The sequence below is a fragment of the Streptomyces polygonati genome (genome assembly GCF_042650325.1).
Lineage (GTDB): Bacteria > Actinomycetota > Actinomycetes > Streptomycetales > Streptomycetaceae > Actinacidiphila > Actinacidiphila polygonati.
The window spans coordinates 51,613-68,540 of the sequence record NZ_JBHSBB010000053.1 but is presented as its reverse complement, the minus strand read 5'-3'; the positions used below and the strand labels follow the sequence as shown (position 1 = coordinate 68,540).

At 73.2% G+C, this 16,928-nt stretch carries 16 protein-coding genes; 11 read left to right on the top strand and 5 right to left on the bottom strand.

What is annotated here, in order from left to right:
- Positions 1 to 28: 28 nt before the first annotated feature.
- Complete coding sequence (locus ACFO3J_RS35605; RefSeq protein ID WP_386438925.1) at positions 29 to 925, bottom strand: Rossmann-like and DUF2520 domain-containing protein; 897 nt, start codon at positions 923 to 925, stop codon at positions 29 to 31.
- Positions 926 to 1,407: 482 nt separating this feature from the next.
- On the opposite strand from ACFO3J_RS35605, the gene ACFO3J_RS35600 reads away from it, so the two are divergent.
- Positions 1,408 to 2,613, top strand: coding sequence for a sensor histidine kinase (locus ACFO3J_RS35600; protein WP_386438922.1), 1,206 nt, complete (start codon positions 1,408 to 1,410; stop codon positions 2,611 to 2,613).
- A gap of 64 nt (positions 2,614 to 2,677) precedes the next feature.
- Entirely contained in the window at positions 2,678 to 3,367 is a 690-nt protein-coding gene (locus tag ACFO3J_RS35595; RefSeq protein ID WP_386438919.1) for a response regulator, read from the top strand.
- Positions 3,368 to 3,397: 30 nt separating this feature from the next.
- On the opposite strand, the gene ACFO3J_RS35590 is transcribed toward ACFO3J_RS35595, so the two are convergent.
- On the bottom strand, positions 3,398 to 3,754 hold the full coding sequence (locus ACFO3J_RS35590; RefSeq protein ID WP_386438916.1) for an ArsR/SmtB family transcription factor: 357 nt from the start codon (positions 3,752 to 3,754) through the stop codon (positions 3,398 to 3,400).
- 155 nt (positions 3,755 to 3,909) lie between these two features.
- Between ACFO3J_RS35590 and ACFO3J_RS35585 the strand changes: the two genes are divergently transcribed.
- Positions 3,910 to 4,881 carry a quinone oxidoreductase family protein gene (locus tag ACFO3J_RS35585; protein WP_386438913.1) on the top strand — a complete coding sequence of 324 codons (972 nt, stop codon included), beginning with the start codon at positions 3,910 to 3,912 and terminating at the stop codon, positions 4,879 to 4,881.
- A gap of 28 nt (positions 4,882 to 4,909) precedes the next feature.
- On the opposite strand, the gene ACFO3J_RS35580 is transcribed toward ACFO3J_RS35585, so the two are convergent.
- Entirely contained in the window at positions 4,910 to 6,052 is a 1,143-nt protein-coding gene (locus ACFO3J_RS35580; protein ID WP_386438910.1) for a threonine aldolase family protein, read from the bottom strand.
- 56 nt (positions 6,053 to 6,108) lie between these two features.
- A complete protein-coding gene (cdgB, locus tag ACFO3J_RS35575) occupies positions 6,109 to 7,773 on the bottom strand; it encodes a diguanylate cyclase CdgB (protein ID WP_386438907.1) in 1,665 nt (554 codons plus the stop codon).
- A gap of 410 nt (positions 7,774 to 8,183) precedes the next feature.
- On the opposite strand from cdgB, the gene ACFO3J_RS35570 reads away from it, so the two are divergent.
- Positions 8,184 to 8,696: a flavin reductase family protein gene (locus ACFO3J_RS35570; RefSeq protein ID WP_386439061.1), complete on the top strand. Its 513-nt coding sequence runs from the start codon at positions 8,184 to 8,186 to the stop codon at positions 8,694 to 8,696.
- A 58-nt stretch (positions 8,697 to 8,754) separates the two neighbouring features.
- Here the strand turns inward: ACFO3J_RS35570 and arfB are convergent, their stop codons facing one another.
- Entirely contained in the window at positions 8,755 to 9,186 is a 432-nt protein-coding gene (gene arfB / locus ACFO3J_RS35565) for an alternative ribosome rescue aminoacyl-tRNA hydrolase ArfB (RefSeq protein ID WP_386438904.1), read from the bottom strand.
- Between the two features lie 160 nt (positions 9,187 to 9,346).
- Between arfB and ACFO3J_RS35560 the strand changes: the two genes are divergently transcribed.
- The 7 genes from ACFO3J_RS35560 to ACFO3J_RS35530 all read left to right on the top strand — a co-directional run bounded on the left by ACFO3J_RS35560 (position 9,347) and on the right by ACFO3J_RS35530 (position 16,814).
- Positions 9,347 to 9,922, top strand: a complete 576-nt coding sequence (locus ACFO3J_RS35560; RefSeq protein ID WP_386438901.1) for a TerD family protein — start codon at positions 9,347 to 9,349, stop codon at positions 9,920 to 9,922.
- A gap of 100 nt (positions 9,923 to 10,022) precedes the next feature.
- A complete protein-coding gene (locus tag ACFO3J_RS35555; protein ID WP_386438898.1) occupies positions 10,023 to 10,514 on the top strand; it encodes a hypothetical protein in 492 nt (163 codons plus the stop codon).
- Positions 10,515 to 10,716: 202 nt separating this feature from the next.
- Positions 10,717 to 11,172, top strand: a complete 456-nt coding sequence (locus ACFO3J_RS35550) for a tellurite resistance TerB family protein (RefSeq protein WP_386438895.1) — start codon at positions 10,717 to 10,719, stop codon at positions 11,170 to 11,172.
- Between the two features lie 72 nt (positions 11,173 to 11,244).
- The gene (locus ACFO3J_RS35545; RefSeq protein WP_386438892.1) at positions 11,245 to 12,255 is read left to right on the top strand and encodes a helix-turn-helix transcriptional regulator; all 1,011 of its coding nucleotides are present in this window, start codon (positions 11,245 to 11,247) and stop codon (positions 12,253 to 12,255) included.
- Positions 12,256 to 12,950: 695 nt separating this feature from the next.
- Complete coding sequence (locus ACFO3J_RS35540) at positions 12,951 to 14,978, top strand: serine/threonine-protein kinase (protein ID WP_386438889.1); 2,028 nt, start codon at positions 12,951 to 12,953, stop codon at positions 14,976 to 14,978.
- Between the two features lie 38 nt (positions 14,979 to 15,016).
- The gene (locus ACFO3J_RS35535; RefSeq protein WP_386438886.1) at positions 15,017 to 15,706 is read left to right on the top strand and encodes a hypothetical protein; all 690 of its coding nucleotides are present in this window, start codon (positions 15,017 to 15,019) and stop codon (positions 15,704 to 15,706) included.
- Between the two features lie 178 nt (positions 15,707 to 15,884).
- A complete protein-coding gene (locus tag ACFO3J_RS35530; RefSeq protein ID WP_386438883.1) occupies positions 15,885 to 16,814 on the top strand; it encodes a 2-dehydropantoate 2-reductase in 930 nt (309 codons plus the stop codon).
- Positions 16,815 to 16,928 lie beyond the last annotated feature (114 nt).

Sequence of the window (16,928 nt, the reverse complement as noted above, 5' to 3'; positions counted from 1 at the left end):
AGGGCGGGTCTCGGGGTCGGTCACGCGGTCACCGGGTCCCGTCGTCCGCGAGGGCGCCCAGCAGCGCCTCCGCGTACTCCGCCTTCAGCATGCCGTTGGCCAGCGCGCGGTCGGCGGTGGCCCGGGCCATCGCCACATAGGAGGCGACCGCCTCCGGGGCGTGGAGCCGGAGCTCTCTCAGATGGGCGCTGACCGTGCTGGCGTCGCCGCGGGCGACCGGGCCGGTCAGGGCCGCGTCGCCGGACCGCAGCGCGTTGTCCAGGGCGGCGCCCAGCAGCGGGCCGAGCATCCGGCCGGGCTCGGCGACACCGGCCTCCCGCAACAGGTCCATCGACTGGGCCACCAGGGTGACCAGGTGGTTGGCGCCGATCGCCAGGGCCGCGTGGTACAGCGGGCGGGCGGACTCCTCGATCCACTCCGGCTCGCCGCTCATCTCGATGACCAGCGCCTCGGCGGCCATCCGCAGGGCGTCCGGCGCGGTCACCCCGAAGGGGCAGCCGACCAGCCGCTGCACGTCCACGGCCGTGCCGGTGAAGGTCATCGCCGGGTGCAGCGCCAGCGGCAGCCCGCCGGCCCGCAGCGCGGGGTCCAGCACGGCCGTTCCGTACCGCCCCGAGGTGTGCACCACGAGCTGGCCCGGACGTACGGCCCCGGTCTCGGCGAGGCCTTTCACCAGTGCGGGCAGCGCGTCGTCCGGCACGGTGAGCAGGACGAGGTCGCTGCGGGCCAGCACCCCGGCCGGGTCCATCAGCGGGACCCCGGGCAGCAGATTCTCGGCCCGCCGCCGCGAGGTCTCCGAGACCCCGGACGCGGCGACCACATGATGCCCGGCCAACCCGAGCGCCGCCGCCAGCGCGGCGCCCACCCGCCCGACCCCGACAACCCCCACGGCCAGCCTCGCCGGCTTCTCCTCCACAACCACCACGCCTCCCGGGCCGCCTTCTCGTCAATCCTACGCGAAGCCGCTGCCGCTGGGCCCGACCGTAAGGGGTGACCCCGCCCACCCGCACCTCGCGGGGTCCCCCCGGGGGGGTCCGCGGGCGGCTCGTCGCGCAGTTCCCGCGCCCCCATTTGCGGCGCTCACGCAGCGGGATCCCACCATCGCCGGCCACCGGCCCGTGCGTGGCTGGTCGCGCAGTTCCCCGCGCCCCCATGGGGGCGCACCTCGCGCTCGACGGCACCCCCGCCGCACCGTACAGGCCGCCGGGTCCCTAGCGCCCCGCGGCAACGGAACCGCCCCAAAGGGGCGCGGGGAACTGCGCGACAAGCCACAACGCACCCGCACCCGGCCACCGACCCCGAGGGCCCCGAGGGGGAACCGACCCCCCAAAGGTCCACCCAAGGGAGTAGCGGGGATCGCCCTGGCGGCTGACCCCCGGGCCCGGTCCGCTCCCTACGCTGGGCTGTGTGCAGCGCATCTACGACTTCTTCCGACGGCACCCGACGTGGGTCGACAGCTTCTGGGCCGTCGTCCTGCTCGGCGTGTGCGCCGTGTGGGTCGTCGCGGAGCGCCAATTCGCACCGGCGGCCGGCCCCGCCGCGGCCGTGCCGCTGTCGCTCGCGCTGGCCGCGGTCGTCGCGCTGCGGCGGCGCGTGCCGGAGCGGATGCTGCTGCTGGCGATCGGGACGGGGCTGATCCAGCTGGCGCTGGACGTGCACACGAATCCCGGCGACGCCGCCTTCGTGGTGATCATCTACACCTGCGCCTCGAACGGCACCCGCTGGTCCTCGCGCCTCGCGCTGGTCGCCGGGCTGGCCGCCGCGCCGCTGTCCACGCTGCGCTGGCCGTCGCACGACCGGGAGTCCACCGCCTGGACCTGGCTCATCCAGACCTTCTTCCTCACCGTGATCTTCGCGCTGTCCTGGGTGGTCGGCGACCGCCTGCGCACCCGGCGGGCGTACTACGCCGAGCTGGAGGAGCGCAACGCGCGGCTGCACCGGGAGCGTGAGGCGCAGTCCAGGGCCGCGGTCGCCGCCGAGCGGGCACGGATCGCCCGGGAGCTGCACGATGTCGTGGCGCACAACGTCTCGGTGATGGTGGTCCAGGCGGACGGCGCCGCCTATGTACTGGACGCCGCCCCGGACCAGGCCAAGCAGGCGCTGGCCACCATCTCCACCACCGGCCGCCAGGCACTGGCCGAGATGCGCCGGCTGCTCGGCCTGCTGCGGGCCGGGGACGACGCGGGCGGCGAATACGTACCGCAGCCCGGCGTGGAGCAGCTGGCCGACCTGATAGACCAGGTGCGCGGCGCCGGCCTGCCGGTACGGTTCGAGGTGGCGGGGGACGCCCGCCCGCTGTCCAGCGGGGTCGAGCTGACCGCGTACCGCATCGTGCAGGAGGCCCTGACGAACGTCCGCAAGCACGGCGGCGACGGGGCCAGCGCCAGCGTCCTGCTGGGCTTCGGCGACTCCGCGCTGGACCTGCTGATCGAGGACGACGGCCGGGGCGCCCGGCACGAGCTGTACGAGCAGGGCGGCCGGGACGGCCTCGGCCAGGGGCTGATCGGCATGCGCGAACGCATCGGCATGGTCGGCGGCACCCTGGACGCCGGGCCCCGGCCGGGCGGCGGCTTCCGGATCAGCGCCATGCTGCCGCTGAAGGCCAGCAGGTGACCCCGGCCGAGGCCGCGCACCCCTTTGATCATTTCCCACCCCGTCAGAAGGGCCCCCGAAGAAGATGGCCATCCGCGTCATGCTCGTCGACGACCAGGCACTGCTGCGCACCGGCTTCCGGATGGTGCTGAACGCCCAGCCGGACATGGAGGTCGTGGCCGAGGCGGGCGACGGCGCGCAGGCGATCGAGGTGCTGCGCTCCACCCGGGTGGACGTGGTGCTGATGGACGTCCGGATGCCGCGGATGGACGGGGTGGAGGCCACCCGCCGGATCTGCGGCGGCGACCGCACGCCCGACGAGGGCGACCCCCGGGTGCTGATCCTGACCACCTTCGACCTGGACGAGTACGCCTTCTCCGCGCTCAAGGCGGGCGCCAGCGGCTTCATGCTCAAGGACGTGCCGCCGGACGAGCTGCTGACCGCGATCCGGGCGGTGCACAGCGGGGACGCGGTGGTCGCGCCGTCCACCACCCGGCGGCTGCTGGACCGCTTCACGCCGATGCTGCCCAGCTCCGGCACCGAGAACCGGCACCAGGAGCTCGACCGGCTCACCGACCGGGAGCGCGAGGTGCTGCTGCTGGTCGCGCAGGGCCTGTCGAACGGTGAGATCGCCCGCAAGCTGGTGCTGTCGGAGGCCACCGTGAAGACGCATGTGGGCCGCATCCTCACCAAGCTGAATCTGCGCGACCGGGTGCAGGCGGTGGTGCTGGCCTACGAGTCGGGGCTGATCAGGGCCGGCGGCGGCTCGCTCTGAGCCGCCGCGCGGACCACTCCCCCGCGAGCGCTAGGAGGTCGCCTCGGCGGCGACCGGCAGCCGCTCGCACAGCACCAGTTCCAGCAGTCCCGGGAAGCGGGCCCCGAACTCCGCCTGCCGCAGCCGGTTGAAGCGCTTGGGCCCGATGTCCCGCTGCTCGACCAGCCCGGCGGCGCGCAGCGCGGCGAAGTGGTGGCTGAGGGCCGCCTTGCCGACCGGGACGTCGAAGGAGCCGCAGGAGCGCTCCCATTCGGCCGACGCGGCCAGATCACGGACCAGTTTGAGCCGTACCGGATCGGCGAGCGCGGACAGCGCGGTCAGCAGGGGTACGTCGTCGGGGTGGGTGTGCTCGGGGGGTGACCGGTGGGCGCGGGGCGGCGGAGCCATCAGAAAACGTCCTCCCGGGAAGAACGCAAGCGCTTGCAAGTACTTGCGTGCGATTACCTGTTGCGGACCGTTCGATCAGAACCATACAGTCCTGAGTGTTCGGTTTCCATTGAACTTAGTTTTTCATTGAACAGAACAGCCACGGGGAGCACCATATGCGCGCCATCGTCTTCGAAGAGCTCGGCGGTCCCGAGGTACTCAAGGCCGTCGAGGTGCCGGAGCCGGAGCCGGGTCCCGGCGAGGTCACCATCGAAGTCGCCTACGCGGGGGTGAACTTCGCCGACATCAAGGCCCGCGCGGACGGCTACCGGGTCGAGTCCCTGCCCTTCCGCCCCGGCCTGGAGGTCTCCGGGCTGATACGCGCGGTCGGCGCGGACGTCGGCGACTTCACGCCGGGTCAGGAGGTCGCCGCCTTCATCAACGGCGGCGGTTACGCCGAAGTGGCTCTCGCCCCGGCCAGTTCCGTCTTCGCGATCCCCGGCGGCCTGTCGCTGCGGACCGGCGCGACCCTGCCCAGCGTGCTGCCCACCGCCTACGCGCTGCTGCACGAGGTGGCCCGGCTGCGCGAGTGCGACACCGTCCTGGTGCGCGGCGCGGCCGGCGGGGTCGGCACGGTGGCGGGCCAACTCGCCCGGATGGGCGGCGCGTCCGCCGTCTACGGAGTGGTGTCCTCGCTCGACAAGGCCGAGCACGCGCTCAAGTCCGGCTACGACCAGGTGTTCCTGGCCGACACCTTCGACCTGGACGTCCTGCGGGTCACCGACGGGCGCGGTGTGGACATCGCGCTGGACCCGGTGGGCGGCGAGAGCTTCCGCCGCACCCTGTCGGTCGTCGGCCGGTTCGGCCGGCTGGTCTCCTTCGGCAACTCCAGCGTCGAGGAGCCCTGGCGGATCGGCCCCGGCGACACCTATCCGCTGGGCGTCTCGGTGGCCGGCTTCTCCATCCTCACCCTGGCCGCGACCGACCCGCAGCGGCTGCGCGAGCTCGCCGAGCGGGCCTTCCACACCGTCACCGAGGGCGGGGTCGAGCTGCCGGTGAGCGCCGAGTTCGCGCTGGCGGACGCGGCCGGGGCGCACCGGCTGCTGGAGTCGCGCACGAGCACCGGCAAGCTGCTGCTGCGGGTCTGACCCCGGACCGCGCCCGAGGGGTGGCCGCCTACGCGGCCGGCGCCAGGTGGCGGGCGAAGGACGCCGCCGCGTCCCTGACGTCCCGCTCGGTCCACTCCAGCGCGTCCGCCGCGACGGTCATCTCGATCATCGACAGGCCCGGCAGCCCCGGCTCGCGGAACAGCCCGCGGCCGAAGAGGCTGACCCGGTCCTGCTCGGCCTGCCGCAGCGACGCCTCGTTGAGCGCGTCCGCCGGATACGGCAGCCACAGCTGGAACTGGTGGGTGTGCGGCTCCGCCGGGTGGACGCGGGGCCAGGCCAGACCGCCGTCGGCGAACCCTTCGCGCAGGGCGCGGGCCACCGGCCCCGCGTGGGCCACGTACGAGGGCAGCCGGGGCAGTTCGTCCCGCAGTCCGGCCAGCGCGGACAGAGCGGCGGGGAACTGCTGGAAGAGCAGGCCCCCGTACCGGTGCCGCCAGGCCTTGGCTTCGGCGATCAGCTCGGCGGGCGCGCCGAGCGCGGCGCCGGAGATGCCCTCCAGCGACTTGTAGAAGCTCACATAGACGCTGTCGGCGAGGGCGGCGATCTCGGCCAGCGGGCGGCCGAAGTGCGGTGCGCACTCCCACAGCCGGGCGCCGTCGAAGTGCACCACGGCGTCCCGCTCCCGGGCCGCGGCGACGGTCGCGGTCAGCTCGTCCCAGCTGGGCAGGACGAAGCCGGCGTCGCGCAGCGGGAGTTCGAGCATCAGGGTGCCGAAGGGCTCCTCGAAGTCCCGTATCTCCTCGGCGGCGGGTATGCGGGCCGCGCGGGTCGGATACACCGTGCGCAGCCCGCTGACCACCCGCAGCGCGCCCCGCTCGTGCACCTCCGGGTGCGCGAGCGGATGCAGGGCGACCACATCGCTCCCGGTACGGCCGGCCCACGACCGCAGCGCGGCCTGCTGGGCCATCGTCCCGGTCGGGAAGAACGCGGCGTCCTCGGTGCCGAGCAGCTCCGCCACCCGCCGCTCCAGCTCTTCGACGAGACCGTCCCCGTAGAAGTCGGCCGGCTGCTCCGGCTCGGCGAAGTCCGCCGCCGCGGCCGTCAGCCGGGCCATCGCCTCCCTGATCCCGGGCCGCCCGCGCCCGCTCAGCACCCGCCCGCATCCGGCTACCGCCGCGGCCCGCCGCGCCTTGTCCTCGTCCTGTGCCATGCCGCGATCCTCCCCCGGCCGCCCGCGGGGTGCGGCGCCGGGGGCCGGGAGGCCCGTCAGCCGGCCCGGCGGTGGTTGTTCCGGGTCGAGGCGGATCTGCTGCGCTTCTCGATGTACATCCGCTGGTCGGCGCTGTGCAGGACTTCCTCGGCCGTCATGCCGCAGCCGGCCCAGCCGATGCCGAAGCTCGCGCCCACCCGGACCGCGCGGCCGTCGACGCGTATCGGCGGGATGATCGCGTTGCGCAGCCGGACCGCGAGGTCGGCGGCGTCGGCCGGGGCCAGGTGGTCGGCGAGCACGACGAACTCGTCACCGCCGAGCCGGGCCACCGTGTCGCCGTCCCGGACGACCGCGGTCAGACGGCGGGCCACCTCGATGAGCACGGCGTCGCCCGTGTGGTGACCGAAGCGGTCGTTGATGGACTTGAAGCCGTCCAGGTCGCAGAAGAGGACCGCGAGCCCCTTGCTGCCGCCGTCCTCGTCCGTCTCGTCCGGCGGCACCGTGTGCGTGTGGGAGTCCAGGGTGCCCAGCGGCGCGGCCAGTTCGTCGGGCCCGTAGCCGTAGCTGAAGGCGAAGTCGTCCACGTCCTCGGTCCGCTCCAGCACGTCCGCGGTGTCGTGGGCGTCCCGCTCCTGCGGGCGGGCGCACAGCCGGGAGGACAGCCGGGAGCGCAGCTCGGCGCTGTTGGGCAGGCCGGTCAGCGAGTCGTGGCTGGCCCGGTGCGCGAGTTGCAGTTCGCGGCTCTTGCGCTCCTCGATGTCCTCGACGTGGGTGAGCAGGAAGCGCGGTCCGTCGGTGGTGTCGGCCACCACCGAGTTGCGCAGGCTGACCCACACATAGGTGCCGTCCCGCCGGGCCAGCCGCAGCTCGGCCCGCCCGCCCTCCGCCGAGGTCCGCAGCAGCAGGCCGACATCCTCGGGATACACCAGGTCCGAGAAGGAGAACCGCCGCATGGTGGAGGCGGAGCGCCCCAGCAGCCGGCACAGCGCGTCGTTGGCCCGCAGCAGCTTGCCGTGCTGGTCGCCGCCCATCTCCGCTATGGCCATGCCGCTGGGCGCGTACTCGAAGGCCTGCCGGAAACTCTCCTCGGAGGCGCGCAGCGCCTGCTGGTCGCGCTCCAGCCGGACGAGCGCCCGCTGCATGTTCGCCCGCAGCCGGGCGTTGCTGATCGCGATGCCGGCCTGGAAGGCGTACATCTGGAGCGCCTCGCAGCCCCAGGGCCCCGGGTGGCGCCCGCTGACCGGCCGGTCCACCGAGATGACGCCGATCAGCTCACTGCCGACGGACTGCGAGGAGTGCATGGGGGCGTAGAGCCGGTCGCCGGGGTGCCACTCGTCCGGGAACCGCGGCAGCGGGCCCTCGGTGTGCCACTGCGGCACGTCGTCGTCGATCAGCACCCAGCCCTCGGTGTGCGGGATGAACCGCAGCGACCCCCAGCGCTCGCCCATGGTCAGCCGCCGGTCCCACGACGTACGCGAGCCCGCGCGCCCGAGCAGCAGCGCCTCGCCGGCCGCGCTGCCGGCGAAGGCGGCCACCACGAGATCGCCGTCCGGCCGGACCAGATTGACCGCGGCCAGCTCATAGCCCAGCCCGCGCACGATCCCGTCGGCCACGGCCTGCAAGGTGTCGGCGAGACTGCGCGCGGTGTTGAGATCCGCCACGACCTGATGCAGCTGACGCAAGGTCGCGAGACGGACATACGGCTCCGACTCGGTGTCCATGCCCCTCCCCACGCCTTCGACAGCGACTCCTAGGTGGTGCGGTTCCGATCCCCGTCATCGCGGCTGTGCACGGTGTAATTCACAGTCTTCCAATTACACCGCAACTGAATCACAGCGAGCTGTCCGTTCGGTACACAGGGTCAACGATTCTTGCCGCTTGTGACTCAAGTCACACCTTCCCGTAGTCAGTTGGGCACAGAGTGTAGAACCGTGGTCTCAGCGCCCCGGCGGCTCCCGGCGCACGGGCCGGACCCGGGCCGGACCCGGGCCGGACCCGGGCCGGACCCGGGCCGGTCCTAGGTCCGGACGGCGTACGAAATGGGACCGAAGCCCGATACCCGCCTTCCGTACCGACCCGTACCGTGAAGAGCGTGCTTCGAACTCCGCCGGAACGGCATCCTGGGACCACCATGGGTCAGACCGTCACCACCGATGACTTCCGCGCCGCCATGACCCGCCTCGCCGCGGGCGTGGTCCTCGTCACCGCGCACGACCCGGAGGACGGGCCGCGCGGCGAGGATGTCGGCATGACCGCCACCGCCTTCATGTCGGTGTCCCTCGAACCGCCCCTGGTGCTGGTGAGCGTACGCGTCGGCGCACGGATGGACGAACTGCTCGAACGCCAGCCGCGCTGGGCGGTGTCGGTGCTCAGTGAGAGCCAGCGGCACATCGCCGGCCGATTCGCGATGCGCGGCCGGATCAGCGACCGGCTGCTCTTCGAGGACATCGCCTACTACCGGGGCGAGCAGACCGACGCGCCGATCCTGGGGGGCGCGCTGGCGATACTCGAGTGCGAGACCGACCAGCGCGTCGTGGCCGGCGACCACACACTGGTCATCGGCCGGGTGCTCGCGGCCCGCACCCCGAGCGCGGAGGGCGGCCCGCTGACGTATTTCCGGGGCCGATACCGCCATCTGAGCTGACGTGCCGGCCGGACGGCCAGTCCCACGCCCGGACGCGCCAGTCCCACGCCCGGACGCGCTAGTCCCAGCCCTCGCCGCTGCGGCCCTTCTTCGTCTGGCCGCGCTGCTTCTTCACCCGCAGCCGCCGCTCATTGATGCCGCGGGGGATCTTCGTCGGGCGGCGGGCCTTCGGGGGCGGGGCGGTGGCCTGGGCCAGGATCGCGGTCATCCGTGTCACGGCGGCCTCGCGGTTGCGCCACTGGGAGCGGTGCTCGGAGGCCTTCACGGTCAGCACGCCGTCGGCGGTCAGCCGGCCGGCCAGCCGCTCCAGGGCGCGCTCCTTCCACACCAGCGGCAGCGACTCGCTCGCCGCCAGGTCGAAGCGCAACTCCACCTGACTGTCACTGGTGTTCACATGCTGTCCACCGGGGCCGGACGACCTGGAGAAACGCCACTCCAGCTCGGCCTCCGGCACGGAGACCGAACCGCGGATGAGCAAGGGACCGGACATACCTCCATGATCCCGCTTCCGCGCCGCCGCGTCACGGGGATTTCGCCGCCCGGACGGCCCTGATCCCGCCCGCCGGGGAACCAGGGCATCCCCGGTCCGCGTTCTGACGAATGACGGTACTTTCGTCGGCAACATCTACGACCACAAAAGGGGACTTCCCATGGCGGTAAGCCTGTCCAAGGGCGGCAACGTCTCGCTCACCAAAGAGGCGCCCGGTCTGACGGCCGTGACGGTCGGCCTCGGCTGGGACGTCCGGACGACCACCGGCACGGACTTCGACCTCGACGCGAGCGCCATCGCCGTCAACACCACCGGGAAGGTCTACTCGGACGGCCACTTCGTCTTCTTCAACAACAAGCAGAGCCCCGACCAGACCATCGTGCACACCGGCGACAACCGCACCGGTGAGGGCGAGGGCGACGACGAGCAGATCAACGTCAACCTCGCGGCCCTGCCGGCCGACGTCGACAAGATCGTCTTCCCGGTCTCCATCTACGACGCCGAGACCCGCAGCCAGAACTTCGGCCAGGTCCGCAACGCGTACATCCGCATCATCAACCAGGCCGGCGGCGCCGAGATCGCCCGCTACGACCTGAGCGAGGACGCCGCCGTGGAGACCGCCATGGTCTTCGGCGAGCTGTACCGCAACGGCGCCGAGTGGAAGTTCCGCGCGGTCGGCCAGGGCTACGCCTCCGGCCTGGTCGGCATCGCCACCGACTTCGGCGTCACCCTCTGAGGCCTCCGCGGCCGGACGGCCCCCGCTCCGAGCAGTTCCGGAGCGGGGGCCGTCCGCCTCCCGGCGCGGCCCGGCGGCGGCGTCTGGCAGCATCACCGGGGTGATCGACCTCGGATACGCCCTGTCCCGCCGCTTCCCCGACCCGCCGCAGACCGACTACCGGCGCGCCGACGTCAAGGCACTGCGGCACGACCTCTTCTGCGGGGACGTGTTCCTGGCCGAGGGCGAGCGGGAGCTGTCCACAGCCTGGGGATGGGTGCCGGTGCTGGACTTCGCGTGGGCGCTGTGCGACATCGTCGAGCGGCTGGACCAGGACCCGCGGGGCAGCAGGGCCGCGCGCCCGCAGCACGCCGAGTTCGACTTCACCGAGTCCACCGACCGGCTCCGCTTCGTGCGCCGCTTCGGGCATGTGGACGTGACCGCCGACTGGCAGCCGGCCAACGCGATACCGCTGACCCTGCACCACGGCGAGCTGCGCCGCGAGGCCCGCGACTTCCTGCACGACCTGACCGCCGACCTCACCGACATGCACGAGGGGCTGGACGGCAACCCGGTGGTCTGGGAGCTGCTGGCCCGCTTCCCCCGGCTGTGAGGGCGGCCGCCCGGCTGTGAGGACGACCGCGCCGCCCCGCGACCGGCAAGGGCCGGTGTTCGCTCAGAGCGAACGGCGCCTACCACCTCCGGCGGCCGCCACACGCCGGGCGAAGCGGGGATGAGACACCCGCTTGGGAACTCCTTTACGCTCGCCGAGAGTTCTCAAAGCGCAATCGAACCCCGTCGAGGAGAGACCAGCCATGGCCCTGTGGGACCGCTTCAAGGAATCCGCCCAAGGCATGCAGACCCAGCTCACCGCCAAGAAGAACGACCTCAAGAGCGGCGCCTTCCGTGACGCCAGCATGGCCATGTGCGCGCTGGTGGCCGCCGCCGACGGCACCGTCGACCCCGCCGAGCGGCAGCGTGTCGCCACCTTGATCGGCAGCAACGACGTCCTGCAGAACTTCCCGGCCCTGGACCTCCAGCGCCGCTTCGACGACTACCTGAACAAGCTCACCGCCGACTTCGACTTCGGCAAGGTGGCGATCCTCCAGGAGATCGCCAAGGCCAAGAAGAAGCCCACCGAAGCGCGGGCCGTGATCCAGATCGGTATCGTCATCGGCGGCGCGGACGGCGTCTTCGACAAGTCCGAGCAGGCAGTGGTGCGCGAGGCGTGCTTCGCGGTGGGCCTGAACCCCGCGGAGTTCGACCTCTGAACCGCTGATCGCGTTGATTGCCCGAGCGATTCCTTGAGTGATTACTGAGCGGTTGTCCGGAGGGGCCGTCCGATGCAGGACGACGACGAAATACCTGCACTGGCGCTCTACCAGGCGCTGCGGGCCCGCGGCACCGCCGCCTCGGAAGCCGAGCTGTGCAAAGCGGCGGGTCTGGACCCGGATCAGGCCGAGCGCGGCCGGCGGCGGCTGCAGCGGCTGGGCCTGATCCGGTTCGAGGGCGACGTCCTCGAACCGGTCGACCCGGACACCGCGCTGAGCCGGACGATGGACGCCTATCACGCGACGGCCGCCGCCCAGGTGCGCACCGCGGCCGGCCTCCAGGAACTCACCGACTCGCTGCTCACCGTCTACCGCCCGGCGGTCGCCCGCGAGGCGTCCCTGGTGGAGGTGGAGTACTACAGCGAGCCGCGCAAGAAGGCGCGGCTGCTGCGCGAACTGGACAGCACGGTCCGGCACACCTCCGACTCGGTGCACCCCGGCCCGGTGGCCCCCGTCGAGGTGCTGAACGCGTCGGCGCGGCAGGACGAGGAGATGATCCGCCGGGGGGTGCGCAACCGCACCCTCTATCCGCAGTCGGCCGTCCAGATATCCGCGTTCAACCGCCATCTGCGCGAGCTGTCGGAGCTGGGCGTCGAGGTCCGGCTGATCGACCACGCGCCGTACGACATGATCATCTACGACGGGCAGGTGGCCTGTTTCCGCGGTGATCCGCTGGTGCCCGGCGGCGCCAGCCTGATCGTCGTCGTCCGCGGCTCGGCGCTGATCCAGGCGCAGATCGCGGTGTTCGAGGACCTCTGGCTGCGCGCGGTCCCCTACGAGCCGTCCGCGCCGTCCGCCACCGGCGACACCGAGCTGACCCCGCAGGAGCGGGTGGTCATCCGGCTGCTGGCCGGTGGGCTCAGCGACGACCAGATCGCCCGGAAGATGGGCGTCAGCCGCCGTACGGTCCAGCGCGCCGTCACCAAGCTGATGGAACGGCTCGGCGCCAGCAGCCGCTTCGAAGCCGGCTTCAAACTCGCCCAGGACCCCGACTTCACCCGGTCACGGGGAAAGACGGCCTGACGCCGGACGGTCGGCGCCGCCGCTGGGTGGAGCTGGGTGAATCCGCCGAGCGGTTGGGGGCGTTGGGGCGTTGGGGGTGGTGGGGACCAGCGGGCCGTGCCGATCCCCACCCTCCGCCGGATGGCTCCCCCCCGGGAAACCGGGCGAGCGTGCCGGTTGCTGCCATCGGCGGAACCCGAGCGCGGCGACTCGGGGGAGCCGCGTCCGGGCGCACCTCGCGGTGCTGCGGCAATTCCCGTCAGGTGAGTGCCACCTGCATCTTGCCGCTCCAGATAAGTACCTGATGCCGTCCCCTCGCGACCAGCGGGTTTCGCCGGGGCGGCGGTCCCGTTACGCGGCGAGCACCCCTGCGAGCTGGGCGTTTCCGCCCGGCGGGCCCGCCGTGTCCAAAAAGGGACACGTCCCGATCTGGACACGCCGGGCCCGCGCGCCGGGCCGGCCGCGCGCCGCCGGACCCGCCGGGCGGGGAACGCCGGCTTCCGCCGGGGCCCGGTCCTGCTCGCCGAGCGCACGGCCGGCGGCGGGTCACGGTTCGATTCCGGCCACTTGCGTGGAACCCGAGCGGCCTGATCCGGCGTCGAGACCTGCGACGCGCGCGTGCGCGGCGACGGCTCCCCACCCGTACGGATTTACGGACAGACGTACGGGCGGGAGGAGGAGGGCCGTCGGGGGGTCCGTGAGGGGGACGGCAGACGATGGACGACAACGGCGGGTCCGGCAGATCCGGGTACGGCGGCGGGCCGGAGGTGGGCGCGCCGAACGGGGGCCTGCCGGACGGCGCCGGGCAGTGGCGGGTGCCCGGCTACACGCACGAACGCGAACTGGGCGCGGGCGCCTCCGGGTTGGTGGTGCTGGCGCGGCACGACGCGACGGGCACCCCGGTGGCCGTCAAATACCTGGCCGCCCAGTTCGGCGAGGATGCCCACTTCAGGGAGGCGTTCCGGGACGAGGCGCTGCTGCTCGGCGACCTCGACTCGCCGTACATCGCGCGGTTCTTCGAGTACGTCGAGGACGGCCCGGACGCGGCGATCGTGATGGAGCTGGTCGACGGCATCGCGCTGCACACCCTGCTGCGCCAGGAGGGCGCGACCGACCCCGAGCCCGCCCTGGCCGTCCTCAAGGGGTCCCTGCTGGGCCTGGCCGCCGCACACGCCTCGGGCGTCGTGCACCGCGACTACAAGCCGGGGAACGTCCTGGTCGCCACCGACGGCGGCTCCAAGCTGGTGGACTTCGGCATCGCGGTGCGCAGCGGCGAGCGCGCGGGCGTGGCGGGCACGCCCGCGTACATGGCCCCTGAGCAGTGGTCCGGCGCCCCGGCCACCGCGGCCACCGACGTCTACGCGGCCACCGCCACCTTCTACGAGTGCCTCACCGGCAGCAGGCCGTACGCCGGTTCGACCCTGTTCGAGCTGGCCGTGCAGCACGCCGAGGCGCCCATCCCCAACGAGCGGGTGCCGGAGCCGGTCCGCCCGCTGATCCGGCGCGGCCTGGCCAAGACCCCGCCGGAACGGCCGCAGAGCGCGGCCGAGTTCGTCGTCGAGCTGGAGGCCGTCGCCTCGGCCGCGTACGGGGAGGACTGGGAGGAGCGGGGGCAGCGCAAACTCGCCGCCCTCGTCGCCCTGCTGCCGCTGCTGCTGCCGTCCGGGGGCGCCGGCGGCGCGGCGGGCACGACGGCGCTGGCGCACACCGAACTCGGGTCCGGCGGATCGGCCGGCGGGGCGGTGGGCGGGGTCGTGGGTGCGGCGGCCGGTGCGGCGGCCGGAGCCGGGCTCGCCCACGGTCCGGCCCACAAGGCGCGCCTCGCCGGACGCGGCAAGCTGCTGGTGGGCGCCGTGGTCGGCGTACTGATCGCCTCCGGGCTGGCGGTGACGGCGGTGGCGTCCGGCGGCAAGGGACCGGCGGCGGACGCCCTCACGGCGACGCCCTCGGCGCTGACCTCGCTGGTCTCCGGGACGCCCGTCGTGGTCACGACCGCGCCGTCGACCGGCGGTTCACCGTCGTCGTCCGCCTCGGCCTCCGCGTCCGTCTCCGCCTCGGCCTCGGCGAGCGCGTCGACCGGCGGCCCGGCGACGACCGGCGCCCCGGCCGCCACGCCGGCCGGCGGAACGACCGGCGGAACGATCGGCGGTACGGGCGGCGGTACGGGCGGCACCGGGGCCGGAGGCACGACAGGGGGCCCGGCCGGCGGGACCACGGGCGGCAGCCGAGGCAGCACCGGCGGCGGCGGAAGCACAGGCGGCACGGCCGGAGGCGGGACCGGCGGCGGGACGGCCGGAGGGACGACCGGCGGCGGCGGTCCCACCGCGGCCCCGACCACCACCGCTCCCCCGTCGAAGTCGCCCGTGGCACCGCCGACCACCGCCCCGCCGCCCCCGCCGCCGAAGCTGCACGTGATCTCGGTGGCCATCCCCAGCTACGGGTGCAGCCCGATCGACGGCTACACGACCCTGGCGACGGTCACCGTGCGGTCGGACGGCGCCGCGGCCGGCACGCTCTATCTCACCTGGTACCACGGCGGCCGGACCCCGCAGACCGCCACGACGGTGCAGACCGGCACGGTGGATCTCGCCAAGGGCCAGACATCGTTCTCGGGCACCTACGCGCACGACTTCGGCCCCGAGGACCGCACCGAGGACTGGGGGCTGGCCGCCTCCACGGATCCGGTCGCGGATTCCGGGACCGTCTTCAAGGTGGTCCCGTACTGCGGCCCCGTCATCACCTGATCCCCGCCCTTTCGCCCGCCACCAGGGAAGACACACCCATGCCGAACCACGATGACCCCCGCCTGCGGTTCTCCGGCCGGTCCGACGACCCCGCGCCGCCGGACGAGGCCACCTTCCGGCTCGGCGCGGCCGGCGCCGCCCCCGCGCCTCCCAGCGGCGGGCCTCCCACTCAAGCGCCTCCCACTCAAGGGCCTCCCACCGGCGGCCTGCGCCGGTTCGGTCCCGGCGTGCCCGACCCGGACCCCTCCGCCGGCACCGCGCAGACCGCGGCCGTCTGGCACGGCACCGTACGGCCGGGCGAACCGGTGCTCCCGGCGGGCGCGGGCAAGCGGCGCCGCCGGGTGCTGCGCGGATGGCTGCTTCCGCTCGTGGTGCTGCTCGCGGTGCTGGCGTTCCTGGCCTGGCAGCGCTTTCCCGCGTCGGTGCGGGTGGACGGGGTCTCGGTACGCGCCGGCGGCGCCGTCCAGGGCTGCCACAGCACCGCGCGGATCATCGGGACCCTGCGGACCAGCGGCGGCGCCGGGACCGTCCGCTACCGCTGGCGGCGCAGCGACGGCACGGTGTCCGACGAGCTGCGACAGCGCGTGGCGAAGGGACACCGCAGCACCGATGTGCCACTGCTCTGGAGCTTCGACGGGCCGGGCTCGCTGACGGCGACCGCCACCCTTGAGGTACTGGGGCCGCAGCAGCGGTCGGCGTCCACGACGTTCCGGTACCGGTGCGGCTGAGGACACGGGGGCAGCCGGTGTGGCGATGGGGCGGTGCGGCGGAGTGCCCCGCCGCGCCGCCAGCGTTTGCGGTGCGGCCCGGTGGGCGTGAGCATGGGGCCGTCGAGCCGTACGCATTCCGTCGGGGCCGTCGCGCGATGGGCCTCCACCGGGCGCGGCACAGCCCAGGGAGATCCCGATGAGGCTTCTGATCGTAGGCGCCGGTGCCACGGGCGGTTTCTTCGGCGTCAAACTCGCCCGGGCCGGCCGGGACGTCACCTTTCTCGTACGGCCTGAGCGGGTCGCCGTGCTCCGGGAACACGGGCTGCGGATCAGCGGCCCCGGAATGGACGACCGGATCACTCCGCGATTGACGACGGCGGCCGAGATCGACGGCTCCTACGACCTCATCCTGCTCACCGTCAAGGCGACGGCACTGGACCAGGCGATGGAGGACATCGCCCCCGCGGTCGGTCCGGACACCTCGATCATTCCGATTCTGAACGGAATGGACCACCTCGACCGGCTCAATTCCCGATTCGGCAGGGACACGGTGCTCGGCGGAGTCGCCCTGGTGGCCACCTCCGTCCGCGGTCCCGGCGACATTCTCGTGCTGTCCCCCGACGCCTCGCTGACCATCGGCGATCAGGAGGGCGCTGTCACACCCCGTACCGAGCGGGCCCGCGCGTTTCTCGCCGACGCGGGATTCGACGCCAAGGCGACGGACGCCATTCTGGCCGCGATGTGGAGCAAATGGGTCTTCATCGCCGGCGCGGGCGCGATCACCTGTCTGATGCGCGGCACCATCGGCGATGTCGCCGCCGTCCCCGGCGGCACCGCGTGGGCCCGGGACGTCCTCACCGAGGCGGCCGATATCGCCGCCGCCGCCGGATTTCCCGTCGCGGAATCCGAACGCGGCCGATACGAGGGCACCCTCACCCAGTCGCATTCCCCCTATGCCCCGTCTTTCTACCGGGACATGATCAAAGGCCACCCGGTCGAGGTGGAACACGTCTTCGGCGATCTCAGCCGCCGCGCCGCCGAACTCGCCGTCGCCAGCCCTTTCCTGGACCTGGCGACCATGAATCTGCGGGTCTTCCAGCACCAGTTGGACAGCCACTCCGGCTGACGGTCTGCCGGGCGGCCAGCCGCACGCGGCGCATGGATCACGGCGGAGGCCCGGGCCCCGGTCGTACGGATCCCCCATCGATGGACGACGCGCCGCGGCGCCCGCACAGATCAG

What these genes read in the sequence shown, in the direction of transcription:
- cdgB (WP_386438907.1), bottom strand. Translation starts at nt 7,773, where the DNA reads ATGGACACCGAGTCGGAGCCGTATGTCCGTCTCGCGACCTTGCGTCAG.
- ACFO3J_RS35545 (WP_386438892.1), top strand. Translation starts at nt 11,245, where the DNA reads ATGCAGGACGACGACGAAATACCTGCACTGGCGCTCTACCAGGCGCTG.
- ACFO3J_RS35540 (WP_386438889.1), top strand. Translation starts at nt 12,951, where the DNA reads ATGGACGACAACGGCGGGTCCGGCAGATCCGGGTACGGCGGCGGGCCG.
- ACFO3J_RS35595 (WP_386438919.1), top strand. Translation starts at nt 2,678, where the DNA reads ATGGCCATCCGCGTCATGCTCGTCGACGACCAGGCACTGCTGCGCACC.
- ACFO3J_RS35535 (WP_386438886.1), top strand. Translation starts at nt 15,017, where the DNA reads ATGCCGAACCACGATGACCCCCGCCTGCGGTTCTCCGGCCGGTCCGAC.
- ACFO3J_RS35560 (WP_386438901.1), top strand. Translation starts at nt 9,347, where the DNA reads ATGGCGGTAAGCCTGTCCAAGGGCGGCAACGTCTCGCTCACCAAAGAG.
- ACFO3J_RS35530 (WP_386438883.1), top strand. Translation starts at nt 15,885, where the DNA reads ATGAGGCTTCTGATCGTAGGCGCCGGTGCCACGGGCGGTTTCTTCGGC.
- ACFO3J_RS35570 (WP_386439061.1), top strand. Translation starts at nt 8,184, where the DNA reads ATGGGTCAGACCGTCACCACCGATGACTTCCGCGCCGCCATGACCCGC.
- ACFO3J_RS35585 (WP_386438913.1), top strand. Translation starts at nt 3,910, where the DNA reads ATGCGCGCCATCGTCTTCGAAGAGCTCGGCGGTCCCGAGGTACTCAAG.
- ACFO3J_RS35550 (WP_386438895.1), top strand. Translation starts at nt 10,717, where the DNA reads ATGGCCCTGTGGGACCGCTTCAAGGAATCCGCCCAAGGCATGCAGACC.
- ACFO3J_RS35580 (WP_386438910.1), bottom strand. Translation starts at nt 6,052, where the DNA reads ATGGCACAGGACGAGGACAAGGCGCGGCGGGCCGCGGCGGTAGCCGGA.
- ACFO3J_RS35590 (WP_386438916.1), bottom strand. Translation starts at nt 3,754, where the DNA reads ATGGCTCCGCCGCCCCGCGCCCACCGGTCACCCCCCGAGCACACCCAC.
- arfB (WP_386438904.1), bottom strand. Translation starts at nt 9,186, where the DNA reads ATGTCCGGTCCCTTGCTCATCCGCGGTTCGGTCTCCGTGCCGGAGGCC.